We start from the raw sequence: 23,551 nt of genomic DNA on the forward strand, positions 1-23,551 counted from the left end.
ATACCCCGTCTCCCGCCCGGCCCAGCCGCCCCCCCCCCCCGGGGGGGGGGGGGGTGTGGGGGGGGGGGGGGGGGGGGGGGGGGGGGCCCCCCGCCCCCCCCCCGGGGCCCCCCCCCCCCCCCGGCCGGGTCAACACCACCAAGGCGATCGAGGACGTCATCGCCGACGTCCGCACCATGAAGGCGGCCGACGGCAGCCCGCTCGGTGCCGACCCGCACGTCCGGCAGAAGGTGGCCGACCTGTGGGCGCGTGCGCTGGTGCACCGCACGATCGGCGGACGCGTCGTGTCCGGCGCGGTATCCGAGGGCCCGCCGGGGGCCGTGACCTCGATCGGCAAGCTCTACTTCTGCCCGCTGGTCGAGGACCTCGCCGACTTCCGGCTCTCCCTGGAGCCGCTGGGCGGCCAGTTCGGCCTGGACGACGAGGAGGCGACGGCCCGGCAGTGGCTGCGGCTCGCCAACCAGTCCCGGGGCACCGCGATCGCCGGCGGCTCGACGTTCATCCAGCGCAACATCGTCGCCGAGCGCATCCTCGGCATGCCCAGGAGCTGACATGCCCTACACCTGGCACCCGTCACGGGACCACCTGGAGCACTCCAACGTCGCCCGCCTGATGCGCACCCTCGGCGCGTCGACCGCCGACGAGCTGCGCGCCAGGTCGGTGGCCGACATCGCCGCCTTCTGGGACACGGTCGTCGACGACCTCGGCATCGAGTTCCGCACGCCGTACACCCGGACGGTCGACCTGGACCGGGGCATCGCCCACACCGAGTGGTTCACCGGCGGCCGGATCAACATCACGGACGCGGCCCTGACCCGCTGGGCACGGCGTACACCCGATGCGACGGCCGTCGTGCACGAGACCGAGGACGGGGCCGTACGCGCACTGACGTTCGCGGAACTCGACGGCCAAGTGGCCAGGGTCCGTGCGGGACTTCGCGCCCACGGCATCGGCAGGGGGAACGCCGTCGCGCTGCACCTGCCGATGACACCCGAGGCGGTCGTCGCGCTGTACGCGGTGGTGGGCATCGGGGCGATGGCGGTGCCGCTGTTCTCCGGCTTCGGGCCCGGCGCGATCGCGTCGCGGATCCGGGACGCGGACGCCAAGGCGGTCATCACGGCGGCCGGAACCGTGCGCCGGGGCAAGGCAGTTGGGATGCTGCCGCAGGTGCGGGAGGCGCTGGAGTCCTGCCCCGGCGTGGACCTGGTCGTCGTGGTCGGAGAGACCCGCGACGCGGAGGTGTCCTGGGCGCGGCTCCTCGAAGCCGACCCCGATCCCTCGGTCGAGGACACCTCCGCCTCCGACGTGCTCCTGCTCGCCTACACCTCCGGAACCACCGGCAGGCCCAAGGGGGCCGTGCACACCCACGCCGGGTTCCTGGTGAAGACCGCGAGCGAGGTGGCGTACGGCTTCGACATCGCGCCCGGCCGCACGTTCTGCTGGATCACCGACATGGGCTGGATCATGGGCCCGCTCTCCGTCTTCGGTACCCACGCCAACGGCGGCACCCTGCTGCTCTACGAGGGCTCACCCGACGTACCCGACACGGACCGGCTCTGGCGGCTCGCCGAGCGGCACCACGTGTCCATGCTCGGGGTGTCGCCCACCCTGATCCGCACCCTGCGCGCGGTGTCCGGGCAACCGCCCTCGGCGGACCTCTCCTCGGTACGGGTACTGGGCTCGACCGGCGAGCCATGGGACCCCGAGTCCTACGACTGGCTCGCCCGCGACGTCTTCGGCGGCCGGGTCCCGGTCATCAACTTCTCCGGCGGTACCGAGGTCGGCGGCTCGTTCCTGTGCCCGTACCCGGTGGAGAACATCAGCAGCTGCTCCCTCGGCGGTCCGGCCCTCGGCATGGACGTCGACGTCGTGGACGACGAGGGCCGCCAACTGCGCGGCAGTGTCGGCGAGTTGGTGTGCCGGCAGCCGTGGCCGTCGATGACCCGGGGCGTGTGGAAGGACCCCGACCGGTATCACGAGGCCTACTGGTCGGCGCTTCCCGGCCTCTGGCGCCACGGCGACCACGCCCTCGTCGACGAGGCGGGCGACTGGTTCGTCCTCGGCCGCTCCGACGACGTGATGAACGTGGCCGGCAAGCGGGTCGCCCCGGCGGAGATCGAGTCCGTCCTCGCCGTGGACCCGGCGGTGGCCGAGTGCGCGGTCGTCGGCGTCCCGGACCCGAAGAAGGGCGAGGCGGTGTGGGCGTTCTACGTGCCGAGCCCCGCGGCGGAGGACACGGAGACGGTGGCGGCCAGGCTCCGGCGGCGGGTGACCGAGGAGGTGGGCAGGCCGTTCGCGCCCGCCCGGATCGTCGGCGTCGAGCAACTCCCGAAGACGCGGTCAGCGAAGATCCTGCGCCGCGCGGTCCGCGCGGCGGTGCTCGGCACCGACCCGGGCGACCTGTCGGGCGCGGAGAACCCGGACGCGGTCGAGGCGATCCGGCTGCGGGTCAAGGCAAGCGCGACGAGTGGTCAGGAGGGCGGCGGCGGTGCAGTGGAAGCTGTCTGAGGAACAGCAGGCGTACCAGAAGACGTTCCGGGGCTGGCTCGCCGACGTAGCACCCCCGGCGACGGTACGCGGCTGGCTCGACGCGGGCGACGCGACCGCCTTCCCGGCGCGCTTCGCCGCCGACGGCTGGGACGGTGTCGGACTCCCGGAGGAACTCGGCGGACAGGGCGGCGGACTCGTCGAACTCGCCCTCACCGCAGAGGAGTTGGGGCGCGCCGCGGTTCCGTCGGCCGACTGGCTGGCGACCGTCCTCGCCGCGCCCGCGCAGGCCGGTCCGGCCGCCCTGCTGATCCCGGCCGAGGCCGTCCCCGCCGAGGCCCCCGGGTCGCTGCGCATGGACGCCGACGGCACGGTCACCGGCAAGGTCGCGAGGGTGCTCGCAGGGGACACGGCCCCGCGCTTCGTCGTACCGGCCGGGGACGGGCTGCGGCTCGTCGCGGCGGACGCACCAGGAGTCGTACGGACTCCGCGGCGGCCCCTGGACCGCTCCCGCTCCCTGGCTGACGTGACGCTCGACCGCGCTCCGTCGGTCCGGTTGGACGCCGAGGCCACGGACCTGCTGCGTCAGGCGTCGGCCCGGGCGGCCGTCCTGGTCGCCGCCGACTCGCTGGGCGCCACCGAGCGGATGCTGCACCTGACGGTGGAGTACAGCAAGCAGCGGCACCAGTTCGGGGTCCCGATCGGGTCCTTCCAGGCGGTCAAGCACGCCGCCGCCACCATGCTGGTCGGCATCGAGGCCGCCCGGTCCGTCGTCTACTTCGCCGCCGCCTCCGTGGACGGCGGCGACCCCCGGGCCCCGCTGCACGCGGCGGCCGCCAAGGCCCAGGTCACCGCCGAGGGCGCACGCGCCGCCGACACCGCGCTCACCCTGCACGGCGCGATCGGCTACACCTGGGAGCACGACCTCCACCTGTTCTTCAAGCGGGCCAAGCTCGACGAACAGCTCTTCGGCGCCCCGGCGGCCTGGAACGAGCGGATCGCGGACGGGCTCGCCCTCATCACTCCGGAAGGGACGTGAGGTCGTGGACTTCGCCCTCACCGAGGACCAGCAGACCATCCGCACGGCGGTCCGTGAACTCGCCGCGCGCTTCGACGAGCAGTACTGGATGGAGAAGGACGCGGCACACGAGTTCCCCACCGAGTTCTACCAGGCGTTCGCCGACGGCGGCTGGCTCGGCATCACCACCCCCGAGGCGTACGGCGGCCACGGCTTCGGCATCACCGAGGCCTCGCTGCTCCTGGAGGAGGTCGCCGCGTCGGGCGCGGGCATGAACGGCGCCAGCTCCATGCACCTGTCGATCTTCGGCATGCACCCGGTGATCGTGCACGGCAGCGAGGAGATGAAGAAGGAGAACCTGCCGCGGATCGTCAACGGCGACCTGCACGTCTGCTTCGGCGTCACCGAGCCGGGCGCCGGCCTCGACACCACGAGGATCACCACCTTCGCCCGCCGCGACGGCTCCGACTACGTCGTCAACGGCCGCAAGGTGTGGATCTCCAAGGCCATGGAGTCCGAGAAGATCCTGCTGCTGACCCGCACCACGAAGTTCGAGGACGCGGGGAGGAAGACCGAAGGACTGACCCTCTTCCTCACCGACCTCGACCGCGACCACGTCGACATCCGCCCGATCCGCAAGATGGGCCGCAACGCCGTCACCTCGAACGAGTTGTTCATCGACGACCTGCGCATCCCCGCCGAACACCGGATCGGGGAGGAGGGCCAGGGCTTCCGGTACATCCTCGACGGGCTCAACCCCGAGCGGATGCTCGTCGCCGCCGAAGCCCTCGGCATCGGCCGCGCCGCACTGCGCCGGGCGGTCCGCTACGGCAACGAACGCGAGGTCTTCGGCCGGCCCATCGGCATGAACCAGGGCCTGCAGTTTCCCCTCGCCGACTCCCTCGCCCGCCTCGATGCCGCCGAACTGGTCCTGCGCAAGGCGACCTGGCTGTACGACAACGGCGAGCCGTGCGCCCGCGAGGCGAACACCGCCAAGTACCTGTGCGCCGACGCCGGGTTCCAGGCCGCCGACCGCGCCCTGCAGACCCACGGCGGCATGGGCTACTCCGAGGAGTACCACGTCGCCCGCTACTTCCGGGAGGCACGGCTGACCCGGATCGCCCCGCTCAGCCAGGAGATGGTCCTCAACTTCCTCGGTGAGCACGTCCTCGGCCTTCCCAGGAGCTACTGATGACTTCTTCGGCAAGGTTCTCCCTGGCGGGGCGCACCGCCCTGGTCACCGGTGCGGGCAACGGCATCGGCGCCGCCGTCGCCCGGGCGTTCGCGGCCGCCGGCGCCGCGGTCGTCGTGGCGGACATCGACAAGGACGCCGCGGCGCGGGCGGCCGAGGAGATCGTGGCGTCCGGCGGCCGGGCCGAGCCCGCGCTGCTCGACGTCCGCGACCCCGAACAGGCGGCCCAGGCAGCCCGGTCGGCCGCCGACCTGGGCGACGGCGTGCTGCACATCCTGGTCAACAACGCCGGGGCGATCGCACCCGCGATGTTCCCGAAGATGACCGCCGACCAGTTCTCGCGGGTGCTCGACATCCACGTCGGCGGCACCTTCACCGTCAGCCAGGCCGTCCTGCCCTTCCTCCCCGCCGACGGCACCGGCCGGATCATCAACGTCACCTCGGCCGCTGGCCTGGTCGGGACGATCGGGCAGGTGAACTACGGCGCGGCGAAGGCAGCGGTCGTCGGGATCACCAAGTCCCTGGCCCGGGAACTGGCGAGGAAACAGATCACGGTCAACGCCCTTGCCCCGCTGGCCGCGACCGCGATGACGGAAACCGTCCGCAGCGACGAGAAGCTCGCCGCGCTCACCCTCGCCCGCATCCCGCTCGGGCGCTGGGCCCAGCCGGACGAGATCGCCGGGAGCTTCGTCTTCTTCGCGTCGGACGCGGCGTCGTACATCACCGGTCAGGTGCTGCCGGTCGACGGCGGGACGGTGATCTGATGAACCGTCGTTCGTCTGCGGCGCCGTCGGGGCTGGGCGCGCAGTTCCCCGCGCCCCTGCGGGGCGCCGCTGTCCGGCCCTTTGCCGGCAATGGCCGCGAGGCGCTCATCGTCGAGGCGTTGCGCACCCCGATGGGCAAGTCGCATCCCGAGCGCGGCTGGTACCGCGACACCCATCCGAACGAGATGCTCGGCGCCGTCTACACGGCCCTGCTGGAGAGCACCGGCCTGGCACCCGAGGCGGTCGAGGACTTGGTGATCGGCTGCACGGCACCCTTCGGTGAGCAGTCCCGCAACATCGCCCGCAACGCCTGGCTGCAGGCCGGCTACCCGCCCGAGGTTCCGGCGACCGTCCTCGACCGCCGCTGCGGCTCCGCCCAGACGGCCGTGGAGATGGCGGCGGCGCTCGTCGCCTCCGGTACGCACGACATCGTGATCGCGGGCGGTGTCGAGCACATGGGGCATGTGCCGATGGACTCCCCGGCGAAAATCTCTGAGTTGTACGGCGACCCGTGGCCCGCCGAACTCCGGGCGCGCTACGACTTCGTACCCCAGGGCGAGAGCGCCGAGCTGATCGCCGACCGGTGGGGCATCTCCCGTGCGGACATGGACGAGTTCGCGGTCCTCTCGCACCGGCTGGCGAGCGAGGCGGTCGCGGAGGGGCGTTTCGAGCGGGAGATGATCCCGCTGGACCTGGCGGGGGAGAAGCGGACCAGCGATCAGACGATCCGGCCCGACACCACCCTGGAAGGGCTGGCGGCGCTGAAGACCGTCTTCCGTCCCGACGGCCGTATCACGGCGGGGAGTTCGTCACCCATCTCCGACGGGGCCGCCGGTGTGCTCCTCGCCTCCCGGGAGGCCGCCGAGAGGTACGGCCTGCGCCCCCGCGCCCGGATCCTCGACCAGACGACCGTCGGCGTCGACCCGGTCATCATGCTCACCGGTCCCATTCCGGCGACCCGCAAGTTGCTGGAGCGCAACGGCATGGCGATCGGCGACATCGACCTGATCGAGATCAACGAGGCGTTCAGTTCTGTCGTGCTCGCCTGGGAGCGGGAGCTCCGCCCGGACATGGACCGCGTCAACGTCAACGGAGGCGCGATCGCCCTGGGCCACCCCGTGGGTGCCACCGGCGCCCGCCTGTTCGGCACGCTGATCGCGGAGATGGAGCGCCGGGACGTCGAGACCGGTCTGGTCACCATGTGCTGCGGAGGCGGACTCGGCACGGCCACCCTCGTCCAGCGGGTCGACCGATGATCGACCTGACGCGTTTCGTGCGGCCCGGCGACGGGGTGTGGTGGGGGCAGGCGGGTGCCGAGCCCGAACCGCTGGTGAACGCCCTGCTCGACCAGGCCGACTCCATCGGCCCGGTCCGCGCCTTCAGCGGCCTCACCTGGAACGAGCGGCTCTCCGGCGACCTCCCCGACGCGCTGACCGTCCTGTCGTACGGCGGTCTCGGCCGGCTGCGCGGACTGAGCCGGGCGGGACAGCTGGAGGTGGTGCCGTGCCACTACTCCGCCCTGCCCCGGATGTTCGCCGAGCGGAGGCTGCCCTGCGACGTCGGGCTCGTGCAGGTCTCCCCGCCGGACGGTGACGGCATGGTGTCCCTCGGGATCGGGGTCGAGTACGTCGCCGACGCGCTGCCGCACACGCGGACGCTCATCGCCGAGATCAACCACCGGATGCCCCGGACCATCGGGTCCGACCGGCTGCCGCTCGGCGCCTTCGCGGCCACCGTGGAGACCGACCGCCCGCTGACCCAGGCGCCCTCCCGCCCGCCGGACGCCGTGGACCGCGCCATCGCCCGGCATGTGGCGGCTCTCATCGAGAACGGCGACACCCTTCAGATGGGCGTGGGTTCGCTGCCCGGCGCCGTGCTCGACGCGCTCCGCGACCACACCGACCTCGGCGTCCACACCGGGATGATCACCGACGGCGTCCTGGACCTCGTGGAGCGGGGCGTCGTGACCGGAGCCAAGAAGGAGATCGACCCCGGCCTCGTGGTCACCGGGGCCGCCCTGGGCAGTACGTCGATGTACGACCAACTGCACGCCTTCCCTGTGGAGTTCCGGGCCGCCAGCTACACCCACGCTCCGGCGGTGCTGTCCCGGCTGCGCTCGCTGGTGTCGGTCAACTCGGCCATCGAGGTCGACCTGCTCGGCCAGGTCGGCGCCGAAGTCAGCCGAGGAGTGCACATCGGCGCGGTCGGCGGCCAGGTGGACTTCAGCCGTGCCGCGTCCCTGACCGGCGCCCGGTCGATCATCGCGCTGCGCTCGGAGTCGGGCGGCGAGTCGGCGATCGTCCCCGGGCTGCGCGGTGGTGTGGTGACCACGGCACGGGTCGACGTCGACATGGTCGTCACCGAGCACGGCGCCGCCGTACTCACCGGCTGCACCGTCGCCGAGCGCGCCCGCCGGCTGATCGAGGTGGCCGCACCCCAGTACAGAGAGAGGCTGGACAGGAGCCTCACGGACCAGGAGGTGTCCCTATGACGGTGCTGCCCGACAACCGCACTCCGGGCGAGACCCGGCGTGTGCACGTCCGGGAGGTCGGCCCGCGCGACGGCTTCCAGAACGAGCCGGAGACCATCGCGACCCCCGACAAGATCCGGCTGATCGACGAGCTCGGCCGGGCCGGTGTCACCCGGATCGAGGTGGCGAGCTTCGTCCGCCCCGACGTCATTCCCCAACTCTCCGACGGCGTGGAGGTGTTGAAGGGGATCGACCTGCCGGCCGGTGTCGAGCGGATGGTGCTGGTGCCCAACAGCAAGGGCCTCGACAACGCGCTGAAGGTCCGCGAACTCTTCGAGGACGTCGCCCTGTTCGTCAGCGCGTCCGGGACCCACAACAAGAAGAACATCAACCGTACGGTCGAGGAGACCATGGCCGACGTGAAGGTCATGGGCAAGCGGATCGTCGCCGAGGGGCTCAAGTTCTGTGCCGTGATCGCCACTTCCTTCGGCTGCCCCTACGAGGGCAAGGTGCCGCTCGACCGGGTGCTCGGCCTCGCCGAGGAGTTCGCCGAGGCCGGTGCCACCGAGATCGGCTTCGGCGACACGACGGGGATGGCGAACCCGGCGTACGTCTCGCAGTTCTTCGCCGCGGCCCTCGGGCGCCTGCCGGGTGTCGAGGTGACCGCCCACTTCCACAACACCCGCGGACAGGGGCTCGCCAACGCCTACGCCGCCCTCGAAGTCGGCTGCACCAGCTTCGAGTCCAGCTTCGGCGAGCTCGGCGGCTGTCCGGTGCCCGCCGGGTCGACCGGCAACATCGCCACCGAGGACCTGGTCGGCATGTTCCACGAGATGGGCGTCGACACCGGACTCGACCTGGACCGGGTCATCGAGGCCGCGCGCAGCGCGCAGGGCGTCCTCGGCCGCAAGCTCACCAGCCACTCGATCGTCGCCGGGCCCGTGCTGTGGGCCCCGGCCACTGACTGAACCCATGAGGAGACCCATGAGCAACCGCGTCGCACTCGTCACCGGCGGAGCGCAGGGCATCGGCAGGGGCATCGCCGCCGAACTGGCCGCGCAGGGCTTCCGGGTGGCGATCGCCGACCTGAACCCGGAAACGGCCACGCAGACCGCCAAGGAGATCAACGGCATCGCGGTGGAGGCCGACGTCACCGACACCGCCTCGGTCGAGGCCGCCGTACGCCAGGTCGAGTCGGAGCTGGGCCCGGTCGAGGTCCTCGTCAACAACGCGGGCTGGGACGACTTCATGCCGTTCGTCGCCACGACCGAGGAGTTCTGGGACCGGGTCCTCGACATCAACTTCAAGGGCGCGCTCCGGGTCACCAAGGCCGTCGTGCCCGGGATGGCCGAGCGCGGTTTCGGACGGATCGTCAACATCGGCTCCGACGCTGGCCGGGTCGGCTCCTCCATGGAGGCCGTCTACTCCGGCGCCAAGGGCGGCATCATCGCCTTCACCAAGACCCTCGCCCGTGAGGTCGCCACCAAGGGCATCACCGTCAACACCGTCTGCCCCGGCCCGACCGACACGCCCGCGCTGCGCCGCTTCATCGACGGCTCGGGTCAGGACGCCGAGAAGGTGATCGGCGGCATGACCAGGGCCGTGCCCATGAAGCGCCTCGGTACGCCCGAGGACGTCGCCCCCGCCGTCGCCTTCCTCGCCTCCGACGCGGCCCGGTTCATCACCGGCCAGACCCTGTCGGTCAGCGGCGGACTGACGATGGCCTGAGAAACGAGGGAACGGAGCACCGATGGACAGTGAAGTCGTCACCTGGAAGCGGGAAGCCCACGGCATCCTGCACGTGACCCTCGCCCGCCCGCCCGCCAACGCGCTGGGCACCCCTCTCCTCGACGGCCTGCACGCCGCCCTCGACGCCGCCGAAGCGGCCGGCGACGTCAAGGTCGTCGTCATCTCCTCGGCCCTCGACGGCTTCTTCGCGGCCGGCGCGGACATCAAACAGCTCTCGACGATCGACGCCGCCTCCTTCGCGGCCTACGGCGACCGGATGCGCGCGGTCAACGACCGGCTGGCCGCCGCGCCGTTCCTCTCCGTCTCGGCGGTCGACGGACTGGCCCTCGGCGGCGGCCTCGAACTGGCCATGGCCTGCACGCTGCGGGTCTCCGGCCCCCGAGCCCGCTTCGGACTGCCGGAGGTGAAGATCGGGCTGATCCCCGGCGCGGGCGGCACCCAGCGGCTGCCCAGGCTCGTGGGCCGGGGCCGCGCCCTGGACATCATGCTCACCGCCCGCCAGGTCCCGGCCGCCGAGGCGCTCGCCATCGGTCTCGTGGACCGGCTCACCGACGGCGACGCCCTGAAGGAGGCGCTGACCCTCGCCGGGGAACTGGCCAAAGCCTCGCTCCCGGCCCAACTCGCCGTCGTCCGCACGGTCGACGCCGCCTTCGACCTGACCGCCGAGGAGGGCTTCGCCTACGAGGCGGACCAGGAACAGGAGCTGTTCGAGACCGGTGAGGCGGCCGAGGGCATCGCCGCCTTCGTCGCCAAGCGCCGCCCGGACTTCGCCTGACAACCCAGCAAGGAGGCCCGATGAAGAGCCTGGACACCCCCTACGACACGCTGCGGCTGACGGAGCCCGCACCCGGCGTCGTCGTGGTCACCCTGGACCGGCCCGACCGGCTCAACGCCATGACCACCACGATGTTCGACGAACTGGAGGCCATGGCCACCGCCCTCGACGACGAGGACGACTGCCGGGTGGTCGTGCTGACGGGCGCGGGCCGGGCGTTCTGCGCGGGCTACGACCTCGACGAGGCCGAGGAGTTGCCGACGCTCGGCCCGCTCGGCATGCTCGACCGGCAGGAGCGCGCCGCCCGCGCCCTGCTCGCCGTGCGCTCGATGCGGGTACCGGTCGTCGCGGCCGTGAACGGGGCCGCCGCGGGCGGTGGTCTCTCGCTCGCGCTCGCCGCCGACATCCGCCTCGCCTCCACCGACGCCAGGTTCAACGCCGCCTTCGTCCGCATCGGCCTCTCCGCCGGAGACCTGGGCGCCTCCTGGCTGCTCACCCGGCTCATCGGCCCCGCCGCGACCAGCGAGATCTGCTTCACCGGCCGCTTGGTCGAAGCCGAGGAGGCACTGAGCCTCGGCCTGGTGAACAGCGTCAGCGAGCCGGACGCCCTCCTCGACGACGCGCTCGCGCTCGCAGAGTCGATCGTGGCCAACTCCCCGGGCGGGGTACAGCTCTCCAAGCGCGCCCTCCAGGCCAACCTGGAGACCGCCTCGTACGCCGCCGCGCTCGAACTGGAGAACCGCGGCCAGGCCCTGCTGACCCGTGGCGAGGACATGCCCGAGGCGCTCGCCGCGTTCAAGGAGAAGCGCCGGCCGATCTTCACGGGGCGGTGACCGCAGTGGACTTCCCGAAGCTCGAAACACTGGAGATCGAGGAACTCGGCGCCGACATCGCCGTGTTGCGCGTCAACCGTCCCGAGCGCATGAACGCGCAGACGGTACGGATGTTCCACGAGTACGGCATCGCGGCCCGCGCACTTCGGGACCTCCCCCTGCGCGCGCTGATCCTGACCGGAGTGGGGGAGCGGGCCTTCTGCGCCGGCTTCGACCTCGACGAGATCGACGTCATCACGCGGATGGGCGTGCGCGAGTTCCTCAAGTTCCAGGAGACCGCCACCGGCGGCATCCAGGCGATACGGCACCTGCCCTTCCCGGTGATCGCCGCCGTGCACGGCGCGGCCACGGGCGGCGGACTGGCGCTCGCCCTGGCCGCCGACATCCGACTGGTCGCGCCCACAGCCAAGTTCAGCGCCGCGTTCGTCAAAGTCGGCCTGTCGATCGGCGAGTTGGGGACCTCCTACCACCTGACCCGGCTCGTCGGACCCGGCCGGGCCGCCGAGATCGGCTACACCGCCCGGCTGGTCGGCGCCGAGGAGGCGGTACGGATCGGGCTCGCCAACCGGCTGGTGCCGAGCGAGCGGCTGCTGGACGAGGCCGTCGAGACGGCGCGCCTCATCGCCGCCAACTCCCCGGGCGGCGTGCGCCTTTCCAAGCGTGCCATCCAGCGCAACCAGGAGATCACCTCGTACGCCGCCGCGCTCGAACTGGAGAACCGCGGCCAGGCCCTGCTCACCCGCACCGACGACATGCCCGAGGCGCTGACCGCCTTCAAGGAGAAGCGCGCACCCCGCTTCACCGGGCGATGAGGAGCCCGATGACCCCCGAAGTCCTGCACGCGCTCGCCCGTTTCCTGGCCGAGCGCGGTCTGTGCGCCGGCGACCTGGACGTGCGGCGCATCGGCGACGGCCACTCGAATCTCACGTATCTGGTCTCGGACGGCACCCACCGCGTCGTCGTACGGCGGCCCCCGCCGCCCCCGACCCCGCCCGGCGCGCACGACATGCTGCGCGAGGCCGGTTTCCTGGAGGCGCTGCGGCACACCCCGGTGCCGGTGCCCACCGTGCTTGCCGCAGCGGAGGCGGGCGAGGTGCTCGACGTGCCGTTCTACGTCATGAGCTTCACCGAGGGCCCGGTGGTCACCACCGAGACACCCGCGCCGCTCGCCACTCCCGCGCTCCGGCGCCGGATCGGCGAAGCCCTCGTCGACACCCTCGCCGATCTGCACGCGGTCGACTGGCGGGCGGCCGGGCTCGGCGAGCGGGGCCGCCCGGACGGCTTCAACGCCCGCCATCTGCGCCGGATGAGCCGTCTGGTCGCCGACCCGGACGGCGGCCCCCCGCCGCACTTCGCGGCGGTCCAGAGCTGGCTGGCGGCACACGTGCCCGCCGAGTCCGGGGCCGCCGTGGTCCACAACGACTACCGGATCGGCAACGTGATCCTCGCCCCGGACGGGACCGTGGCCGCCGTACTCGACTGGGAGCTGGCCACCATCGGCGACCCCCTGTTCGACATCGGGTACTTCCTCGCGTCGGTGCCCGCGCCGGACAGCCCGCTCACCCCGACGCAGGCCATGGGCACCGCGATGCTGGAGGAGGGCTACCCGACCCGCGCCGAACTCGCCGCCCGGTACGCCCGGCGCACCGGCCGCGATCTGACCGACCTGAGCTGGTACACCACGCTCGCGCTCTGGAAGCTCGCCGTGCTCTACGAGTACGGCCGCCGGCGCGCCGTCCACGGCGAGGGAGACCCGTACTACGCCGACGCGCGCCTGGTGCGCTCGTTCCTGGACGCGGCGCACCGGGCCGCCGCACTGCCCGTGCCCGAACTCGCGGAGGAAAGCCGATGACCGACACCTTTCACGACGCCCTGGTCCGCCCGGGCACCCCGAGCCTTCTCCCGGAGAGGTTCTTCGACCGGTTCGTGTTCAACCTCCACCCCGTGGCGGAGTCCGCCCCGTCGGTCCTCGTCGGACTCGGAGTCCATCCGGCGAAGGACGTCGTGGACGGTTTCGCGCTCCTCGTCACCCGGACCGAACAGCGCAACCTGCGGTTCTCCACAGAGCTGAGCGCCACCGACGGGGCGAGCGCCGGGCCCTTCTCGTGGGAGGTCGTGGAGCCCATGCAGGCCTGGCGGATCGCGCTGGGGCCCAATCCGGCCGGGCTGGAGTTCGATCTCGTCTGGCGCGCCCGCACCCCGGCCTGGACCGGTGAGATCCAGGTGACCAACGGCGACGGCACCCCCACGTCGTTCGACCACCTCTTCCAGTCCGGCCGCTACACCGGCACCCTCACCGTGGACGGGCACCGACGGTCCGCCGACGGCTGGTACGGGCAGCGCGACCGCTCCCGCGGCGTACGCACGATGACCGGTGGCCAGGGCCTGCACATCTGGTGCCAGGCCCAGTTCGCCGACCGCTCCGTCGGCTTCCTGCTGGTGGAGACGCGACGACAGGAACGCCTGCTGCTCGAAGGGGCCGTGATGTACGAGGACGGCCGCCTGGACCCGATCACGGACGTACGGCACGCCCTGCGGTTCGACGACGGCCTGGACTTGAAGGGCGGCACCGTCGAGGTGACCGCCGAGAGCGGTACCGTCCAGGTCATCGACTGCGACGCCACCGCCGGTGGCGGCTACATGGCCGGGGCCGGGTACGGCGGTCAGCACGGCCGGCACCTCGGGCGCGACCACCTGGAGCACGACGTGTACCCGCTGGACGGGTCGGTGTCGCCCCGCACCCTGGATTCCCCGCTGACCGACCGGCTGACGGCCTTCACCTGCGCGGGGGCGCGGGGCCAGGGCATCTTCGAGTTCGCCCTGACCCGCAGCCGTTCGTACACCTACCTGCCGACGCTGTCCTAGCGATCTAGCGATCTAGCGATCTAGCGATCTAGCCGAGCAGGCTCTTGGCGATGATCTCCCGCTGGATCTCGTTGGTGCCGCCGTAGATCGGCGGCGCCAGCGCCCGGCGGACCTGGGCCTCCACGCCGTACTCGCGGGCGTAGCCGTAGCCGCCCATCATCTGCACGGCCTCCAGGGCGGTGTTCTTGGCGATCTCCGTGCAGCGCAGCTTGGCCATCGAGCTCTCCCGGGCGAGGTCGTCCTCCTCGCCCGCGTCGATCCGCGCTGCGGCGTCGTAGACGAAGGACCGTGCGCACTCGATGTCCGTGGCGAGGTCGGCGATCCGGTGGCGGATCGCCTGGAAGCCACCGATCCGTCGCCCGAACTGCTCGCGCCGGCCGACGTAGTCGATCACGTCGTCGAGGGAGCGCTGGGCGGCGCCCAGGCTCATCGCCGAGATGATCAGACGTTCCACGCCGAGCCCGCGCATCAGCTGCTTCCAGGCGCCCCGAGGGTTGCCGACGACGGCCGACGCGGGGACGCGGACGTCGGTGAAGAACACGTCGTTGACGGTGTGTGCCTCCATCGTCTCGATGGGGCGGATCTCCACGCCCGGCGTGCTCGTCGGGACCATCAGCAGGGTGAGCCCCTGGTGTTTGGTGCCGGTGGCGTCCTCGCGGGTGAGGACGAGGAGGTGCTCGGCCACGTGGGCGGCGGAGATCCAGGTCTTCTGGCCGTCGAGGACGTAGTCGTCGCCGTCGCGGGTGGCGCGCAGGCGTACGCCGCCCAGGTCGGAGCCCGCTTCCGGTTCGCTGAGCGCGATCGCCTCCAGGCGGCCGGCCGCGAGGTTGGAGACGATGGTCTTCTTCTGCTCCTCCGAGCCCCAGCGCAGATAGGTCTGCGCCGCGGTCAGGCCGGACCCGTAGCCCGTGATGGGCAGCAGCCCGCGTGAACTCGCCTCCAGGAACACGCACTCGTCGACGAAGTCGGCGCCCCCGCCGCCGTACTCGGCGGGCAGGGACACCCCCAGCCAGCCCAGGGCGGCCAACTTCGCGAGGATCGGCGGGCTGTTGGAGAGCCGCCCGCCTTCGGTGACCGCGTCGCGCTGGGCCACGGTGCCGCACTCGCGGAGCGAGAAGGCGTGGACGGTGTCCGCGAACTCCCGCTGCTCTCTGCTCAGCCGCATCTCAGGCGCCCCGGAACTTGGTGAAGTCGGGCTTGCGCTTCTCGTTGAACGCCCTGATGCCTTCCTCGGCCTCGGCCGTCTCGCTGAACAGCTTGAGCGTGGTGTACGCCATCGACCCGATGCTCACGAAGTGCTCGGTGTCGGTGTTCATCGACTGCTTGAGCACCTTGAGGGCGGTCGGCGAGAACTCCAGCATCTGGTCGGCCCACTCCCGCACCGCGGAGCGCAACTCGGCCGCCGGGACCACCTTGTTGACCAGGCCCCAGTCCAGAGCCTCCTCGGCACTGAGCCGGCGCAGCATCAGCCACAGTTCGCGGGCCCGCTTCTCGCCGACCACCCGGGCCAGGTAGCCCGAGCCGAGCCCGGCGTCGAACGAGCCGACACGCGGGCCGTTCTGCCCGAACTGGGCGGTGTCCGCGGCGATGGTCAGGTCGCACAGCACGTGCAGCACATGACCTCCGCCAATCGCCAGGCCGTTGACGGCGGCGATGACCGGCTTCGGCGTGTCCCGGATCACCCGGTGCAGCGCGTCGACCTCGAACAGACCGCTCTGCGAGGGGCCGTAGTCACCGGTCTCCATGCGCTGCTTCTGGTCGCCGCCCGCGCAGAACGCCTTGTCGCCCGCGCCGGTCAGCGCGACCACACCGACCTCGTCACTGGCCCAGGCGCGCTTGAAGGCCATGACGAGTTCGTCGACGGTGCGGGCACGGAACGCGTTGTACCGGTCGGGCCGGTTGATCGTGATCCAGGCGAGACCGTCTTCCACCTCGTAGGTCACATCGGTGAACTCGTCCACGTCCATGGGTACCTGGTCCTTTCGCGGGGAATTATTAGGCCTGACCATTAGCATATTTTAGGAGGTGGTGTTCGTGGCATCAAGGGGAGCGGGTGAAAAAGGTTCGACCATTCGCATTGGTTCCCTGTCAGGCCGATCCCGGTATCCTTGGGCCATGGACCCAGAGACGATCGACGTGGGACTGGCCCGGGTGCTGGGCATCAAGTACGAGGTGCTGGAAGCCGATCACGTGGTGATCTCCTGCCTTGTCTCTCCCCAGCATCTGCAAGGGCACGGCATCGTGCACGGCGGCGTGTACTGCGCCCTCGTGGAGACCGCCGGCAGTGTGGGCGCGAGCCTGTGGTGGGGAGACCGCGGGCGGGTGGTCGGCAGCGCCAACCAGACCGACTTCCTGCGACCCGTGACCGACGGCCGGCTCACCGCCTCCGCCATACCCGTCCACCGGGGGCGCTCCCAGCAGCTGTGGACGGTCGACATCGTCGACGGCGAGGGGCGTCTCGCGGCACGGGGGCAGGTACGGCTGGCGAATCTTCCTGCTTGAGGCCGGGATTCTGCCTGCTTGAGACTGGGGTTCCGCCCGCTTGAGGCAGGGATTCCGCCCGCTTGAGTCCGAGGTGAGGAGGCGGCAGTGGACGACGACGTTCCCGCCGACCGGCATCAGATGCACCGCGCCGTCCGCGAAGCGCTCGCGAGGACGGCCGAGCTGACCGGCGAACCGGGCCTCCTGCCCGCCCGCGGGGCGCTCGACCTGCGGCTCGCCGACGCGGCGCTGCACACCGCCGAGCGCCTCCTCGCCGCCCGGCTGGCCGGACCCGCAACCGACGACGAGGCCCAACGGCGGCTCGCCGCCCTCCTGATCGCGGTCCAGGCCGTCCGCGGCTCGGTCAGGCAGGCCGAGCTCGGCAGGCGTTCGGCCGCCGTCGGGAACGTACGGGAGGCGCTGCACCGGCTGCAGTCGGTGACCACACTCGCCGAACTCGTCCAGCAGGTCCCCGTCGAGGCGGGCCGCCTCGGCTACCGTCGCGCCCTCATCTCCCGTCTGCAGGGCGGGGACTGGACCGCGCAGGCGGCCTTCGCCGACGAGGATCCCTGGCTGACCGCGGAACTGGTCCGCATCGGCAGCACCTCGCCCGGACGGCTCGGGCGCGAACTCCCGGAGACCGAGGTGGTCCGGCGCCGGGTCCCGGTCCTCGTACGAGACGCGCAGAGCAATCCCCGGGTGCACCGGGAACTGGTCACGCTGAGCGGCACCAGGTGCTATGTCGCCGCGCCGCTGGTCGCCCGCGGCGAGGTCGTCGCCCTGGTCCACGCCGACCAGCACCAGGACTCGGGGACCGTCGACTCCTTCGACCGTGAGCTGCTCGGGCTGTTCGCCGAGGGGCTCGGCCTCGCCTTCGAGCGGGTGTACTGCCAGGAACAGCTGCGCGCGCTGCGGAACCGGCTGGAGGACCAGGCGCGGTTCGTGGGGGACGTACTCGACGGTGTGCTCGGGCCCGCCGGCCCGCCGGAAGCCGTTCCGGCACCGCCGCCCGCACCGCCCGTCTCCTTCCAGCAGCTCCGGTGGCCCCTGTCCGAACTCACCCGCCGTGAACTCGACGTACTGCAGCATCTGTGTGCCGGTGAATCCAACGCCGAGGCCGCCGCCAAGCTGTACGTCTCCGTCGAGACGGTGAAGACGCACGTCAAGAGTGTGCTGCGCAAGCTCGGCGCGGCGAACCGCGCCGAGGCCGTCGCACTGGTGAAGGACCTCACCGGTCAGGTGCCCGCCCCGTCGAGGTAGACGGTCTTCAGCACCTGGTAGCCGTGCAGTCCCTCGGGGCCCAGCTCCCGCCCCATTCCGCTGCTCTTGACGCCGCCGAAGGGCGCCGAGGGATCGTTGACATAGGCGTTGATCCCGATCGTGCCCGAGCCCACCCTGCGGGCCAGGGCCTCACCGCGGTCCGGATCGGACGTCCACACCGTGCCGCCGAGCCCGTAGTCACTGGCGTTGGCGAGGGCCACCGCCTCCTCCTCCGACCCGTAGGGGATCACTGACAGCACCGGGCCGAAGATCTCCTCCTGCGCGATGGTGTGGGCGTTGTCGACATCGGCGAAGACCGTCGGCTCGACGAACCAGCCGTGCTCCCGGTCCTTCGGGCGGCCCCCGCCCGAGGTGAGCCGGGCGCCTTCGCTCAGCCCCTTGGCGATGTAGGACTCCACACGGTCACGCTGCCGCGCCGACACCAAGGGCCCCATCTGCGTGGCCGGCTCCAGCGGATCGCCCACGGACAGCGAGCGGGCCAGAGCGGTGACGGTGTCCACCACCTCCGTGTACCGGGAGCGCGGGGCCAGCACCCGCGTGCCCAGCCAGCAGATCTGACCGTTGTTCAGCAGCGTCGCGGCGAAGAAGCTCTCGATGTTCGACGCCAGGTCGGCGTCGTCCAGCACGATCGCGGCGGACTTGCCGCCCAGCTCCAGGGTGACCGGCCGCAGCAGCCGGCCGCACGACTCGGCGATCGCCCGCCCGGCCGCGGTGGACCCGGTGAAGGACACCTTGTCGACCTGGGGGTGGGTGACGAGATGGGCGCCGAGTTCCCGGCCGCCGGGGACGACACTGAGCACCCCCTCCGGGATCCCGGCCTCCGCCGCCGCCTCACACATCAGCAGGGCGTCCAGCACCGTCTCGGGCGCGGGCTTCAGCACCACCGTGCAGCCGCTCGCGAGCGCCGGGGCGAGCTTGAGGAAGGTGATCGCCTGGGGCACGTTCCACGGGACGATCGCGGCGACGACACCGACCGGTTCCCGGATGACCCGGGCGGCACCGCCGAACATCCCCGTACGGGTCTCCTCCTGGGGTGTCTCCTTCATCAGCCCGGCGTAGTAGCGCAGCAGCAGCGCGGGGAACATCCCCTCGAAGTTCTGGGCCACGGCGATGGGCATGCCGTTCTGGAGGGTGACGCGCCGCGCGGTCTCGGCGGCCCGCGCGTCGAGTGCGGCGGCGAACCGTTCCAGCACCTCGCCGCGCCGCTCCGGTGTCCACTTCGCCCAGCCCGTCCCGTCGTCGAACGCCCGGCGGGCGGCGGCGACCGCGGCGTCGATGTCGGCCTCGGACCCCTCCGGGACCGTACCGATGTGCTCCTCGGTGGTCGGCGAGTGCACGGCGATGGTGCCGGCGGTGGCGGGCTCGGTCCAGCGGCCGCCCACATAGAGCCGGTCGTAGGTGATCAGTGACATGTCCGACTCCTGACTGTCATGCGTGCACGAGCACGATCTTCACGGCCTCGCCGCGCTGTTGCGCCGCCACGGCCTCGTTGATCTCCGCGAAGGGCTTCGTCGTGATCAACTTGTCGAAGGGGAACCGTCCGGACCTGTGCAGGTCCAGCAGCTGGGGGATGAAGACGTCCGGGTCGCTGTCGCCCTCGACGATCCCGGTGACCGTCACACCCAGCACCTGCGCCTGGATGAGGTTGACGGGGAGTGCCGCCGCGGGGTCCGCGGGCACGCCGATGATGCCGAGCTTCGAGCGCTGGCCGAGCGAGGCCATGGCCTGCTCCAGCACGGGGACCATCCCGGTGGTGTCGATCGCGTGGTCCACGCCGTCGGGGACGATGGCACGGACCTGTTCGGACAGGGGCCCCGCGGCCGGGTCGACGACATGGGTGGCGCCGAGGGAGAGCGCGAGCTCGCGGCGTGTGGCCTCGGGCTCCACGACGACGACGGTGGCGAGTTCGCGCACGCCGGCCGCCAGCACGGCGGACAGCCCCACCGAACCGCCACCGAGCACCAGCAGTGACGAACCGGGCTGGCAGTCAAGGGAGTTGAGGACGGCTCCGGCGCCGGTCTGTACTCCGCAGCCCAGCGGGCCGAGCAGGCTCAGCGGGGCGTCGTCGGGCACCTTCACCACGTTGCGCTCGTGCGCGATCGCATGCGTGGCGAACGAGGACTGACCGAAGAACCCCGACCCCAGCGCGGTGCCGTCGAGGTGCAGCGCGCTGCTGCCGTCGGGCCGCGCCCCGCCGAAGTTGAGGGCCATGAACTGCCGGCAGTAGGCGGGTTCGCCCGTACGGCACTGCGCGCACAGCCCACAACTGTCGAAGGTCAGCCCGACCTTGTCACCGGGGGCCACTTTGGTGACGGCGCGCCCGACTTCGACGACCACCCCGCTTCCCTCGTGGCCGAAGACGCCCGGCAGCGGGAACGGCAAGTGACCGTCCCGGGCGGCGAGATCGGTGTGGCACAGCCCGACACCGGCGATCTCGACGACGATCTCGTCGTCCGCCGGATCCGACAGCGTGACCTGTTCCAGCGTGAACGGGCCGCCGAGTTCTCGCACCACGGCCGCGGTGATGTCCATGGGTCGCTCCTTTGCCTGAGGGGTGCCTGAGGTGTGACTGAGGTGTGTGAGGGGTGCCTGAGGGGGGTCAGTTGTCGCCGCCGGCCACGGTCACCCGTACCGGCGCGCAGTCGTCGGTGAGAATCAGCTGGCAGGCCAGCCGGGAGTTCGGCCGGACGCATTCGGTGAACTCCAGCAGTTCCCGCTCCTCGTCCGAGGCCTCGGGAAACGGCGACCCGGACGAGTCGTCGAGGTACACATGGCAGGTGGCGCACGAACAGCTGCCGCCGCACTCCGCGACGATCCCGGGCAGGTTGTGGTGGACGGACCCCTCCATGACGCTCTGTCCGCCGGGGACCTCGATCTCGTGGACGGCTCCGTCGGGTACGACGTAGGTGACCTTGGGCATGCGGGTGCTCCGTGCTCAGTTCAGGACGGTGTCGGACAGCCGCGTCCCGGCGTCCGCCAGGCGCAACGGGTCGATGCGCCGTCGGGTGGCGATGAACTTCCGGCCGGCCGCGAACTCGGCGGGTGCGCCGACGGACTCCACGGCGGTGACGACCTGGTCCTCGTGGTGGAAGAGCGCGAAGCGGCCGGCGGCCGGGTCGCCGCGCAGGACGACCTCGCGTCCGTCGTCGACCAGCCCGGCGATCTTCAGCTTGAGATCGAACTGGTCGGACCAGAACCAGGGGACCTCGGGCGGGGGAGGGGCGGTGCCCAGGATGGCGGCGCAGGCCTGTCCGGCCTGTTCCGTCGCGCTGGGGATGGACTCCAGACGGACCGTCCCGTCCGCTCCGGTGACCGGGCGGCGCGTCGCGTCCCCGATGGCCAGGACGGACGGATCGCCGGTACGTGCCGACGTGTCCACCAGGATCCCCTGGTCGCACGCGAGCCCGGCCGCCGCGGCCAGCTCGTCCCGGGGCGCAGCGCCGACCCCGACGAGTACGGCGGCGCACCCGACGCGGGTGCCGTCGCCCAGTTCGACACCGTCGACCCGCCCGTCCCGCCCGGAGAACCGCAGGAGGTGGGCCCCGGTGACGATCCGGGTGCCCCGCGCCCGGTGCCGGTCCGCCAGGAACTCCGCGAACCGGGCGCTCGCCGTGCGGGCCAGCACCCGCGGCTCCCGCTCGACGACCGTGACCTCGACGCCGTGGGCCCGCGCGACCGCGGCCACCTCCAGGCCGACGTAACCACCGCCGATGACGACGAGTCCGCGTCCGTCCAGCAGGTACTTGCGCAGGACACGGGCGTCGGCGAGGGTGCGCAGGGTGATCACGCCGTCCAGGTCGGCGCCGGGCAGGGGCAGTTGGCGCGGGCGGGCTCCGGTGGCCAGCACGAGGACGTCGTAGCCGAGGGCGTCCCCGGAGGCGGTGCGTACCTGACGGGCGGCCCGGTCGAGGGAGACGACGTGCTCGCCGAGGCGGATGTCGATGCCCTGCTCGCGGTAGAACTCGGCGGGCCGGAGCCACTGTTCGAGGTCCCCCGCCATGAACGCCTTCGACAGTGGCGGCCGTTGGTAGGGATGGTCCGTCTCGCTCCCGAGCAGGACGATCTCCCCCCGGTACCCGCGCTGGCGGAGCAGCGCGACGAGCGTGGCCCCGGCGTGTCCGGCCCCGACCACGACCACGACCACCCGGTCCGGGGCCGTGGTCACGACGAAAGTTCCAGGCGCACGGGCAGTTTGCGCAGCCCGCCGACGAAGTTGGTCTGTACGACCCGGCGCTCGCCGGTGATCTCGACGCTCCGGATGCGCGGCAGCAACTCCTCCAGCATCACCCGGAGTTCGAGCTTGGAGAGATGCTGGCCGATGCACATGTGGGGCCCGTAGCCGAAGGCGATGTGCCGGTTCGGACGGCGCTCGATGCGGAAGGTGTCCGGGTCGTCGAAGACGTCGGCGTCCCGGTTGGCCGACTGGTAGAGCAGCATCAGCCGGTCGCCCTCGCTGATCCGCCGCCCGCGCAGGGTGCAGTCCCGGGTGGCCCGGCGCGTGAACTGCTTGACCGGGGAGGACCAGCGCAGTCCCTCGTTGACCAGGTCGGGCAGCAGCTGCGGGTTCTGCTGCACCTTGGTCAACAACTCGGGATGCAGGGCGAGTTGCTCGATCGTGCCGGACAGGGTGCTGGACGTGGTGTCGTGCCCGGCGGTGGCGATGGCCACGAACCAGCCATAGGCGAAGGTCTTCGGGTAGTACTCACCGTTCTCCTGCTTCGCGCACGCGATGATCGTGGCGAGGTCGTCCCGCGGACTCTTCCTGCGGTCCTCGACCAGCACGTCGAAGTAGGCGTAGAAGTCGTCGATGGCGGCCTTCCACTGGCGGGCCGCGGCCTCCGGGGTCAGCTCCTCGACATCGGCGCGGCGCGCGTCGGGGTCGGCGGTGCCGAAGAAGTCCTGGGTGAGGGCCATCATCCGGGGCTCGTCGCTCTCCGGCACCCCGAACAGGCTCATGACGACGTGCAGCGGGAAGCCGAGGGCGAAGTCCCCGACGAGGTCGAGGTCGTTGGCGCCGCTGTGCAGGGACTTGCCGATGGCCTCCCGCGCGAGGCCGCGGATGGTGTCCTCCCACTTCTTGAGGTTCGCCGGCCGGAACCAGTCGGTGGCGATGCCCCGGACCGCCGTGTGCTCGGGCGGGTCGAGGTAGGTGACGGCGTCGAGGACGCGCAGGCTGCCACCGAGCAGGCTCCGGGTGAAGGCGTCACCTGCCTGGTTCTGCAGGATCGGGTTGTGCGAACCGGGGTCGGCGCCGCCGCCGCTGGTGAAGACGTCCGGCTGCCGTTCGATCTCCATGACATCGGCGTGCTTGCTGACCAGCCAGACGGGGTCGTAGCCCTCGACCTCGACCCGGCCGAGGGGGTTGTTCTCGCGCAGCCAGCGGTACGCCGCGAAGAGCGGGACGTCGTCGCGGTGGCCCTCCGGCAGGACGATCTGTCGGGCGATGTCGTCCGGTACGGCAGGGACTTGGATGGCTTCGGCGGTGGTCATGTTCCCTCCAGGCGAAGGTCCGGGTGCTGCCGTGTCGTGATTCCGTACGGCGGCTCGTGGCTCGAAGTGGTCCCCATGCTGGGCGCCGGGACACCGCCGTACATCGCCCCGGTCGAGGGAGGTTTCTCCCTCTTGTCATCCCTCTT

23 protein-coding genes are annotated in these 23,551 nt (G+C 71.6%); 16 read left to right on the forward strand and 7 right to left on the reverse strand.

What is annotated here, in order from left to right; translation table 11 throughout:
• The first annotated feature begins 53 nt into the window (after positions 1 to 53).
• From ACGFZS_RS39335 to ACGFZS_RS39400, 14 genes are read left to right on the forward strand one after another with little or no spacing between them, the layout of a single operon-like run.
• Complete coding sequence (locus tag ACGFZS_RS39335; RefSeq protein ID WP_393799136.1) at positions 54 to 551, forward strand: acyl-CoA dehydrogenase family protein; 498 nt, start codon at positions 54 to 56, stop codon at positions 549 to 551.
• A gap of 1 nt (position 552) precedes the next feature.
• Positions 553 to 2,508, forward strand: a complete 1,956-nt coding sequence (locus ACGFZS_RS39340) for an AMP-binding protein (protein ID WP_393799137.1) — start codon at positions 553 to 555, stop codon at positions 2,506 to 2,508.
• Positions 2,489 to 3,526 (forward strand): acyl-CoA dehydrogenase family protein, encoded by a 1,038-nt coding sequence (locus ACGFZS_RS39345; RefSeq protein ID WP_393799138.1) that lies wholly within the window; start codon positions 2,489 to 2,491, stop codon positions 3,524 to 3,526. The genes ACGFZS_RS39340 and ACGFZS_RS39345 overlap by 20 nt, the downstream gene beginning before the upstream one ends.
• A gap of 4 nt (positions 3,527 to 3,530) precedes the next feature.
• Positions 3,531 to 4,697, forward strand: a complete 1,167-nt coding sequence (locus ACGFZS_RS39350) for an acyl-CoA dehydrogenase family protein (RefSeq protein WP_362316329.1) — start codon at positions 3,531 to 3,533, stop codon at positions 4,695 to 4,697.
• Positions 4,697 to 5,461 (forward strand): SDR family NAD(P)-dependent oxidoreductase, encoded by a 765-nt coding sequence (locus tag ACGFZS_RS39355; RefSeq protein WP_393799139.1) that lies wholly within the window; start codon positions 4,697 to 4,699, stop codon positions 5,459 to 5,461. The genes ACGFZS_RS39350 and ACGFZS_RS39355 overlap by 1 nt, the downstream gene beginning before the upstream one ends.
• Complete coding sequence (locus tag ACGFZS_RS39360) at positions 5,461 to 6,717, forward strand: thiolase family protein (RefSeq protein ID WP_393799140.1); 1,257 nt, start codon at positions 5,461 to 5,463, stop codon at positions 6,715 to 6,717. The genes ACGFZS_RS39355 and ACGFZS_RS39360 overlap by 1 nt, the downstream gene beginning before the upstream one ends.
• The gene (locus tag ACGFZS_RS39365; RefSeq protein WP_393799141.1) at positions 6,714 to 7,952 is read left to right on the forward strand and encodes an acetyl-CoA hydrolase/transferase family protein; all 1,239 of its coding nucleotides are present in this window, start codon (positions 6,714 to 6,716) and stop codon (positions 7,950 to 7,952) included. Before ACGFZS_RS39360 ends, ACGFZS_RS39365 begins: the two co-directional genes overlap by 4 nt.
• Positions 7,949 to 8,899, forward strand: coding sequence for a hydroxymethylglutaryl-CoA lyase (locus tag ACGFZS_RS39370; protein ID WP_393799142.1), 951 nt, complete (start codon positions 7,949 to 7,951; stop codon positions 8,897 to 8,899). Before ACGFZS_RS39365 ends, ACGFZS_RS39370 begins: the two co-directional genes overlap by 4 nt.
• Before the next feature lie 16 nt (positions 8,900 to 8,915).
• A complete protein-coding gene (locus ACGFZS_RS39375) occupies positions 8,916 to 9,659 on the forward strand; it encodes a 3-oxoacyl-ACP reductase family protein (RefSeq protein ID WP_365693557.1) in 744 nt (247 codons plus the stop codon).
• Between the two features lie 22 nt (positions 9,660 to 9,681).
• Positions 9,682 to 10,455: an enoyl-CoA hydratase/isomerase family protein gene (locus ACGFZS_RS39380; protein WP_393799143.1), complete on the forward strand. Its 774-nt coding sequence runs from the start codon at positions 9,682 to 9,684 to the stop codon at positions 10,453 to 10,455.
• A gap of 20 nt (positions 10,456 to 10,475) precedes the next feature.
• Complete coding sequence (locus ACGFZS_RS39385) at positions 10,476 to 11,288, forward strand: enoyl-CoA hydratase/isomerase family protein (RefSeq protein ID WP_393799144.1); 813 nt, start codon at positions 10,476 to 10,478, stop codon at positions 11,286 to 11,288.
• Positions 11,285 to 12,100, forward strand: a complete 816-nt coding sequence (locus ACGFZS_RS39390) for an enoyl-CoA hydratase/isomerase family protein (RefSeq protein ID WP_393799145.1) — start codon at positions 11,285 to 11,287, stop codon at positions 12,098 to 12,100. The genes ACGFZS_RS39385 and ACGFZS_RS39390 overlap by 4 nt, the downstream gene beginning before the upstream one ends.
• A gap of 8 nt (positions 12,101 to 12,108) precedes the next feature.
• Positions 12,109 to 13,140, forward strand: coding sequence for a phosphotransferase family protein (locus tag ACGFZS_RS39395; protein ID WP_393799146.1), 1,032 nt, complete (start codon positions 12,109 to 12,111; stop codon positions 13,138 to 13,140).
• Positions 13,137 to 14,153 (forward strand): hypothetical protein, encoded by a 1,017-nt coding sequence (locus ACGFZS_RS39400; protein WP_393799147.1) that lies wholly within the window; start codon positions 13,137 to 13,139, stop codon positions 14,151 to 14,153. Before ACGFZS_RS39395 ends, ACGFZS_RS39400 begins: the two co-directional genes overlap by 4 nt.
• A 28-nt stretch (positions 14,154 to 14,181) precedes the next feature.
• Here ACGFZS_RS39400 and ACGFZS_RS39405 read toward each other — a convergent pair whose 3' ends face one another.
• Both ACGFZS_RS39405 and ACGFZS_RS39410 read right to left on the reverse strand, forming a co-directional pair.
• Positions 14,182 to 15,318: an acyl-CoA dehydrogenase family protein gene (locus ACGFZS_RS39405; protein ID WP_393799148.1), complete on the reverse strand. Its 1,137-nt coding sequence runs from the start codon at positions 15,316 to 15,318 to the stop codon at positions 14,182 to 14,184.
• A gap of 1 nt (position 15,319) precedes the next feature.
• On the reverse strand, positions 15,320 to 16,120 hold the full coding sequence (locus ACGFZS_RS39410; RefSeq protein ID WP_365693568.1) for an enoyl-CoA hydratase-related protein: 801 nt from the start codon (positions 16,118 to 16,120) through the stop codon (positions 15,320 to 15,322).
• Positions 16,121 to 16,268: 148 nt separating this feature from the next.
• Here ACGFZS_RS39410 and ACGFZS_RS39415 point away from each other — a divergent pair, with 148 nt between their 5' ends.
• A complete protein-coding gene (locus tag ACGFZS_RS39415) occupies positions 16,269 to 16,655 on the forward strand; it encodes a PaaI family thioesterase (protein ID WP_393658250.1) in 387 nt (128 codons plus the stop codon).
• Between the two features lie 87 nt (positions 16,656 to 16,742).
• Positions 16,743 to 17,894 carry a LuxR C-terminal-related transcriptional regulator gene (locus ACGFZS_RS39420; protein ID WP_393799149.1) on the forward strand — a complete coding sequence of 384 codons (1,152 nt, stop codon included), beginning with the start codon at positions 16,743 to 16,745 and terminating at the stop codon, positions 17,892 to 17,894.
• On the opposite strand, the gene ACGFZS_RS39425 is transcribed toward ACGFZS_RS39420, so the two are convergent.
• The 5 genes from ACGFZS_RS39425 to ACGFZS_RS39445 all read right to left on the reverse strand — a co-directional run bounded on the left by ACGFZS_RS39425 (position 17,870) and on the right by ACGFZS_RS39445 (position 23,405).
• Positions 17,870 to 19,327 carry an aldehyde dehydrogenase gene (locus ACGFZS_RS39425; RefSeq protein WP_393799150.1) on the reverse strand — a complete coding sequence of 486 codons (1,458 nt, stop codon included), beginning with the start codon at positions 19,325 to 19,327 and terminating at the stop codon, positions 17,870 to 17,872. The two genes, ACGFZS_RS39420 and ACGFZS_RS39425, sit on opposite strands and share 25 nt — an antisense overlap.
• A gap of 16 nt (positions 19,328 to 19,343) precedes the next feature.
• Positions 19,344 to 20,447, reverse strand: a complete 1,104-nt coding sequence (locus ACGFZS_RS39430) for an NAD(P)-dependent alcohol dehydrogenase (protein WP_393799151.1) — start codon at positions 20,445 to 20,447, stop codon at positions 19,344 to 19,346.
• Between the two features lie 67 nt (positions 20,448 to 20,514).
• Complete coding sequence (locus tag ACGFZS_RS39435) at positions 20,515 to 20,835, reverse strand: 2Fe-2S iron-sulfur cluster-binding protein (RefSeq protein WP_393799152.1); 321 nt, start codon at positions 20,833 to 20,835, stop codon at positions 20,515 to 20,517.
• 15 nt (positions 20,836 to 20,850) lie between these two features.
• Positions 20,851 to 22,080: an NAD(P)/FAD-dependent oxidoreductase gene (locus ACGFZS_RS39440; RefSeq protein ID WP_393799153.1), complete on the reverse strand. Its 1,230-nt coding sequence runs from the start codon at positions 22,078 to 22,080 to the stop codon at positions 20,851 to 20,853.
• Entirely contained in the window at positions 22,077 to 23,405 is a 1,329-nt protein-coding gene (locus ACGFZS_RS39445; RefSeq protein ID WP_393799154.1) for a cytochrome P450, read from the reverse strand. Before ACGFZS_RS39445 ends, ACGFZS_RS39440 begins: the two co-directional genes overlap by 4 nt.
• Positions 23,406 to 23,551 lie beyond the last annotated feature (146 nt).

Source organism: Streptomyces sp. NPDC048288 (assembly GCF_043201555.1).
Taxonomy (GTDB): Bacteria; Actinomycetota; Actinomycetes; order Streptomycetales; family Streptomycetaceae; genus Streptomyces.

Excerpts from the sequence above, each read along its gene's own strand:
- ACGFZS_RS39340 (WP_393799137.1), top strand. The coding sequence starts at position 553 with ATGCCCTACACCTGGCACCCGTCACGGGACCACCTGGAGCACTCCAAC.
- ACGFZS_RS39355 (WP_393799139.1), top strand. The coding sequence starts at position 4,697 with ATGACTTCTTCGGCAAGGTTCTCCCTGGCGGGGCGCACCGCCCTGGTC.
- ACGFZS_RS39360 (WP_393799140.1), top strand. The coding sequence starts at position 5,461 with ATGAACCGTCGTTCGTCTGCGGCGCCGTCGGGGCTGGGCGCGCAGTTC.
- ACGFZS_RS39365 (WP_393799141.1), top strand. The coding sequence starts at position 6,714 with ATGATCGACCTGACGCGTTTCGTGCGGCCCGGCGACGGGGTGTGGTGG.
- ACGFZS_RS39370 (WP_393799142.1), top strand. The coding sequence starts at position 7,949 with ATGACGGTGCTGCCCGACAACCGCACTCCGGGCGAGACCCGGCGTGTG.
- ACGFZS_RS39375 (WP_365693557.1), top strand. The coding sequence starts at position 8,916 with ATGAGCAACCGCGTCGCACTCGTCACCGGCGGAGCGCAGGGCATCGGC.
- ACGFZS_RS39380 (WP_393799143.1), top strand. The coding sequence starts at position 9,682 with ATGGACAGTGAAGTCGTCACCTGGAAGCGGGAAGCCCACGGCATCCTG.
- ACGFZS_RS39385 (WP_393799144.1), top strand. The coding sequence starts at position 10,476 with ATGAAGAGCCTGGACACCCCCTACGACACGCTGCGGCTGACGGAGCCC.
- ACGFZS_RS39395 (WP_393799146.1), top strand. The coding sequence starts at position 12,109 with ATGACCCCCGAAGTCCTGCACGCGCTCGCCCGTTTCCTGGCCGAGCGC.
- ACGFZS_RS39400 (WP_393799147.1), top strand. The coding sequence starts at position 13,137 with ATGACCGACACCTTTCACGACGCCCTGGTCCGCCCGGGCACCCCGAGC.
- ACGFZS_RS39405 (WP_393799148.1), bottom strand. The coding sequence starts at position 15,318 with ATGCGGCTGAGCAGAGAGCAGCGGGAGTTCGCGGACACCGTCCACGCC.
- ACGFZS_RS39410 (WP_365693568.1), bottom strand. The coding sequence starts at position 16,120 with ATGGACGTGGACGAGTTCACCGATGTGACCTACGAGGTGGAAGACGGT.
- ACGFZS_RS39415 (WP_393658250.1), top strand. The coding sequence starts at position 16,269 with ATGGACCCAGAGACGATCGACGTGGGACTGGCCCGGGTGCTGGGCATC.
- ACGFZS_RS39425 (WP_393799150.1), bottom strand. The coding sequence starts at position 19,327 with ATGTCACTGATCACCTACGACCGGCTCTATGTGGGCGGCCGCTGGACC.
- ACGFZS_RS39430 (WP_393799151.1), bottom strand. The coding sequence starts at position 20,447 with ATGGACATCACCGCGGCCGTGGTGCGAGAACTCGGCGGCCCGTTCACG.
- ACGFZS_RS39435 (WP_393799152.1), bottom strand. The coding sequence starts at position 20,835 with ATGCCCAAGGTCACCTACGTCGTACCCGACGGAGCCGTCCACGAGATC.
- ACGFZS_RS39445 (WP_393799154.1), bottom strand. The coding sequence starts at position 23,405 with ATGACCACCGCCGAAGCCATCCAAGTCCCTGCCGTACCGGACGACATC.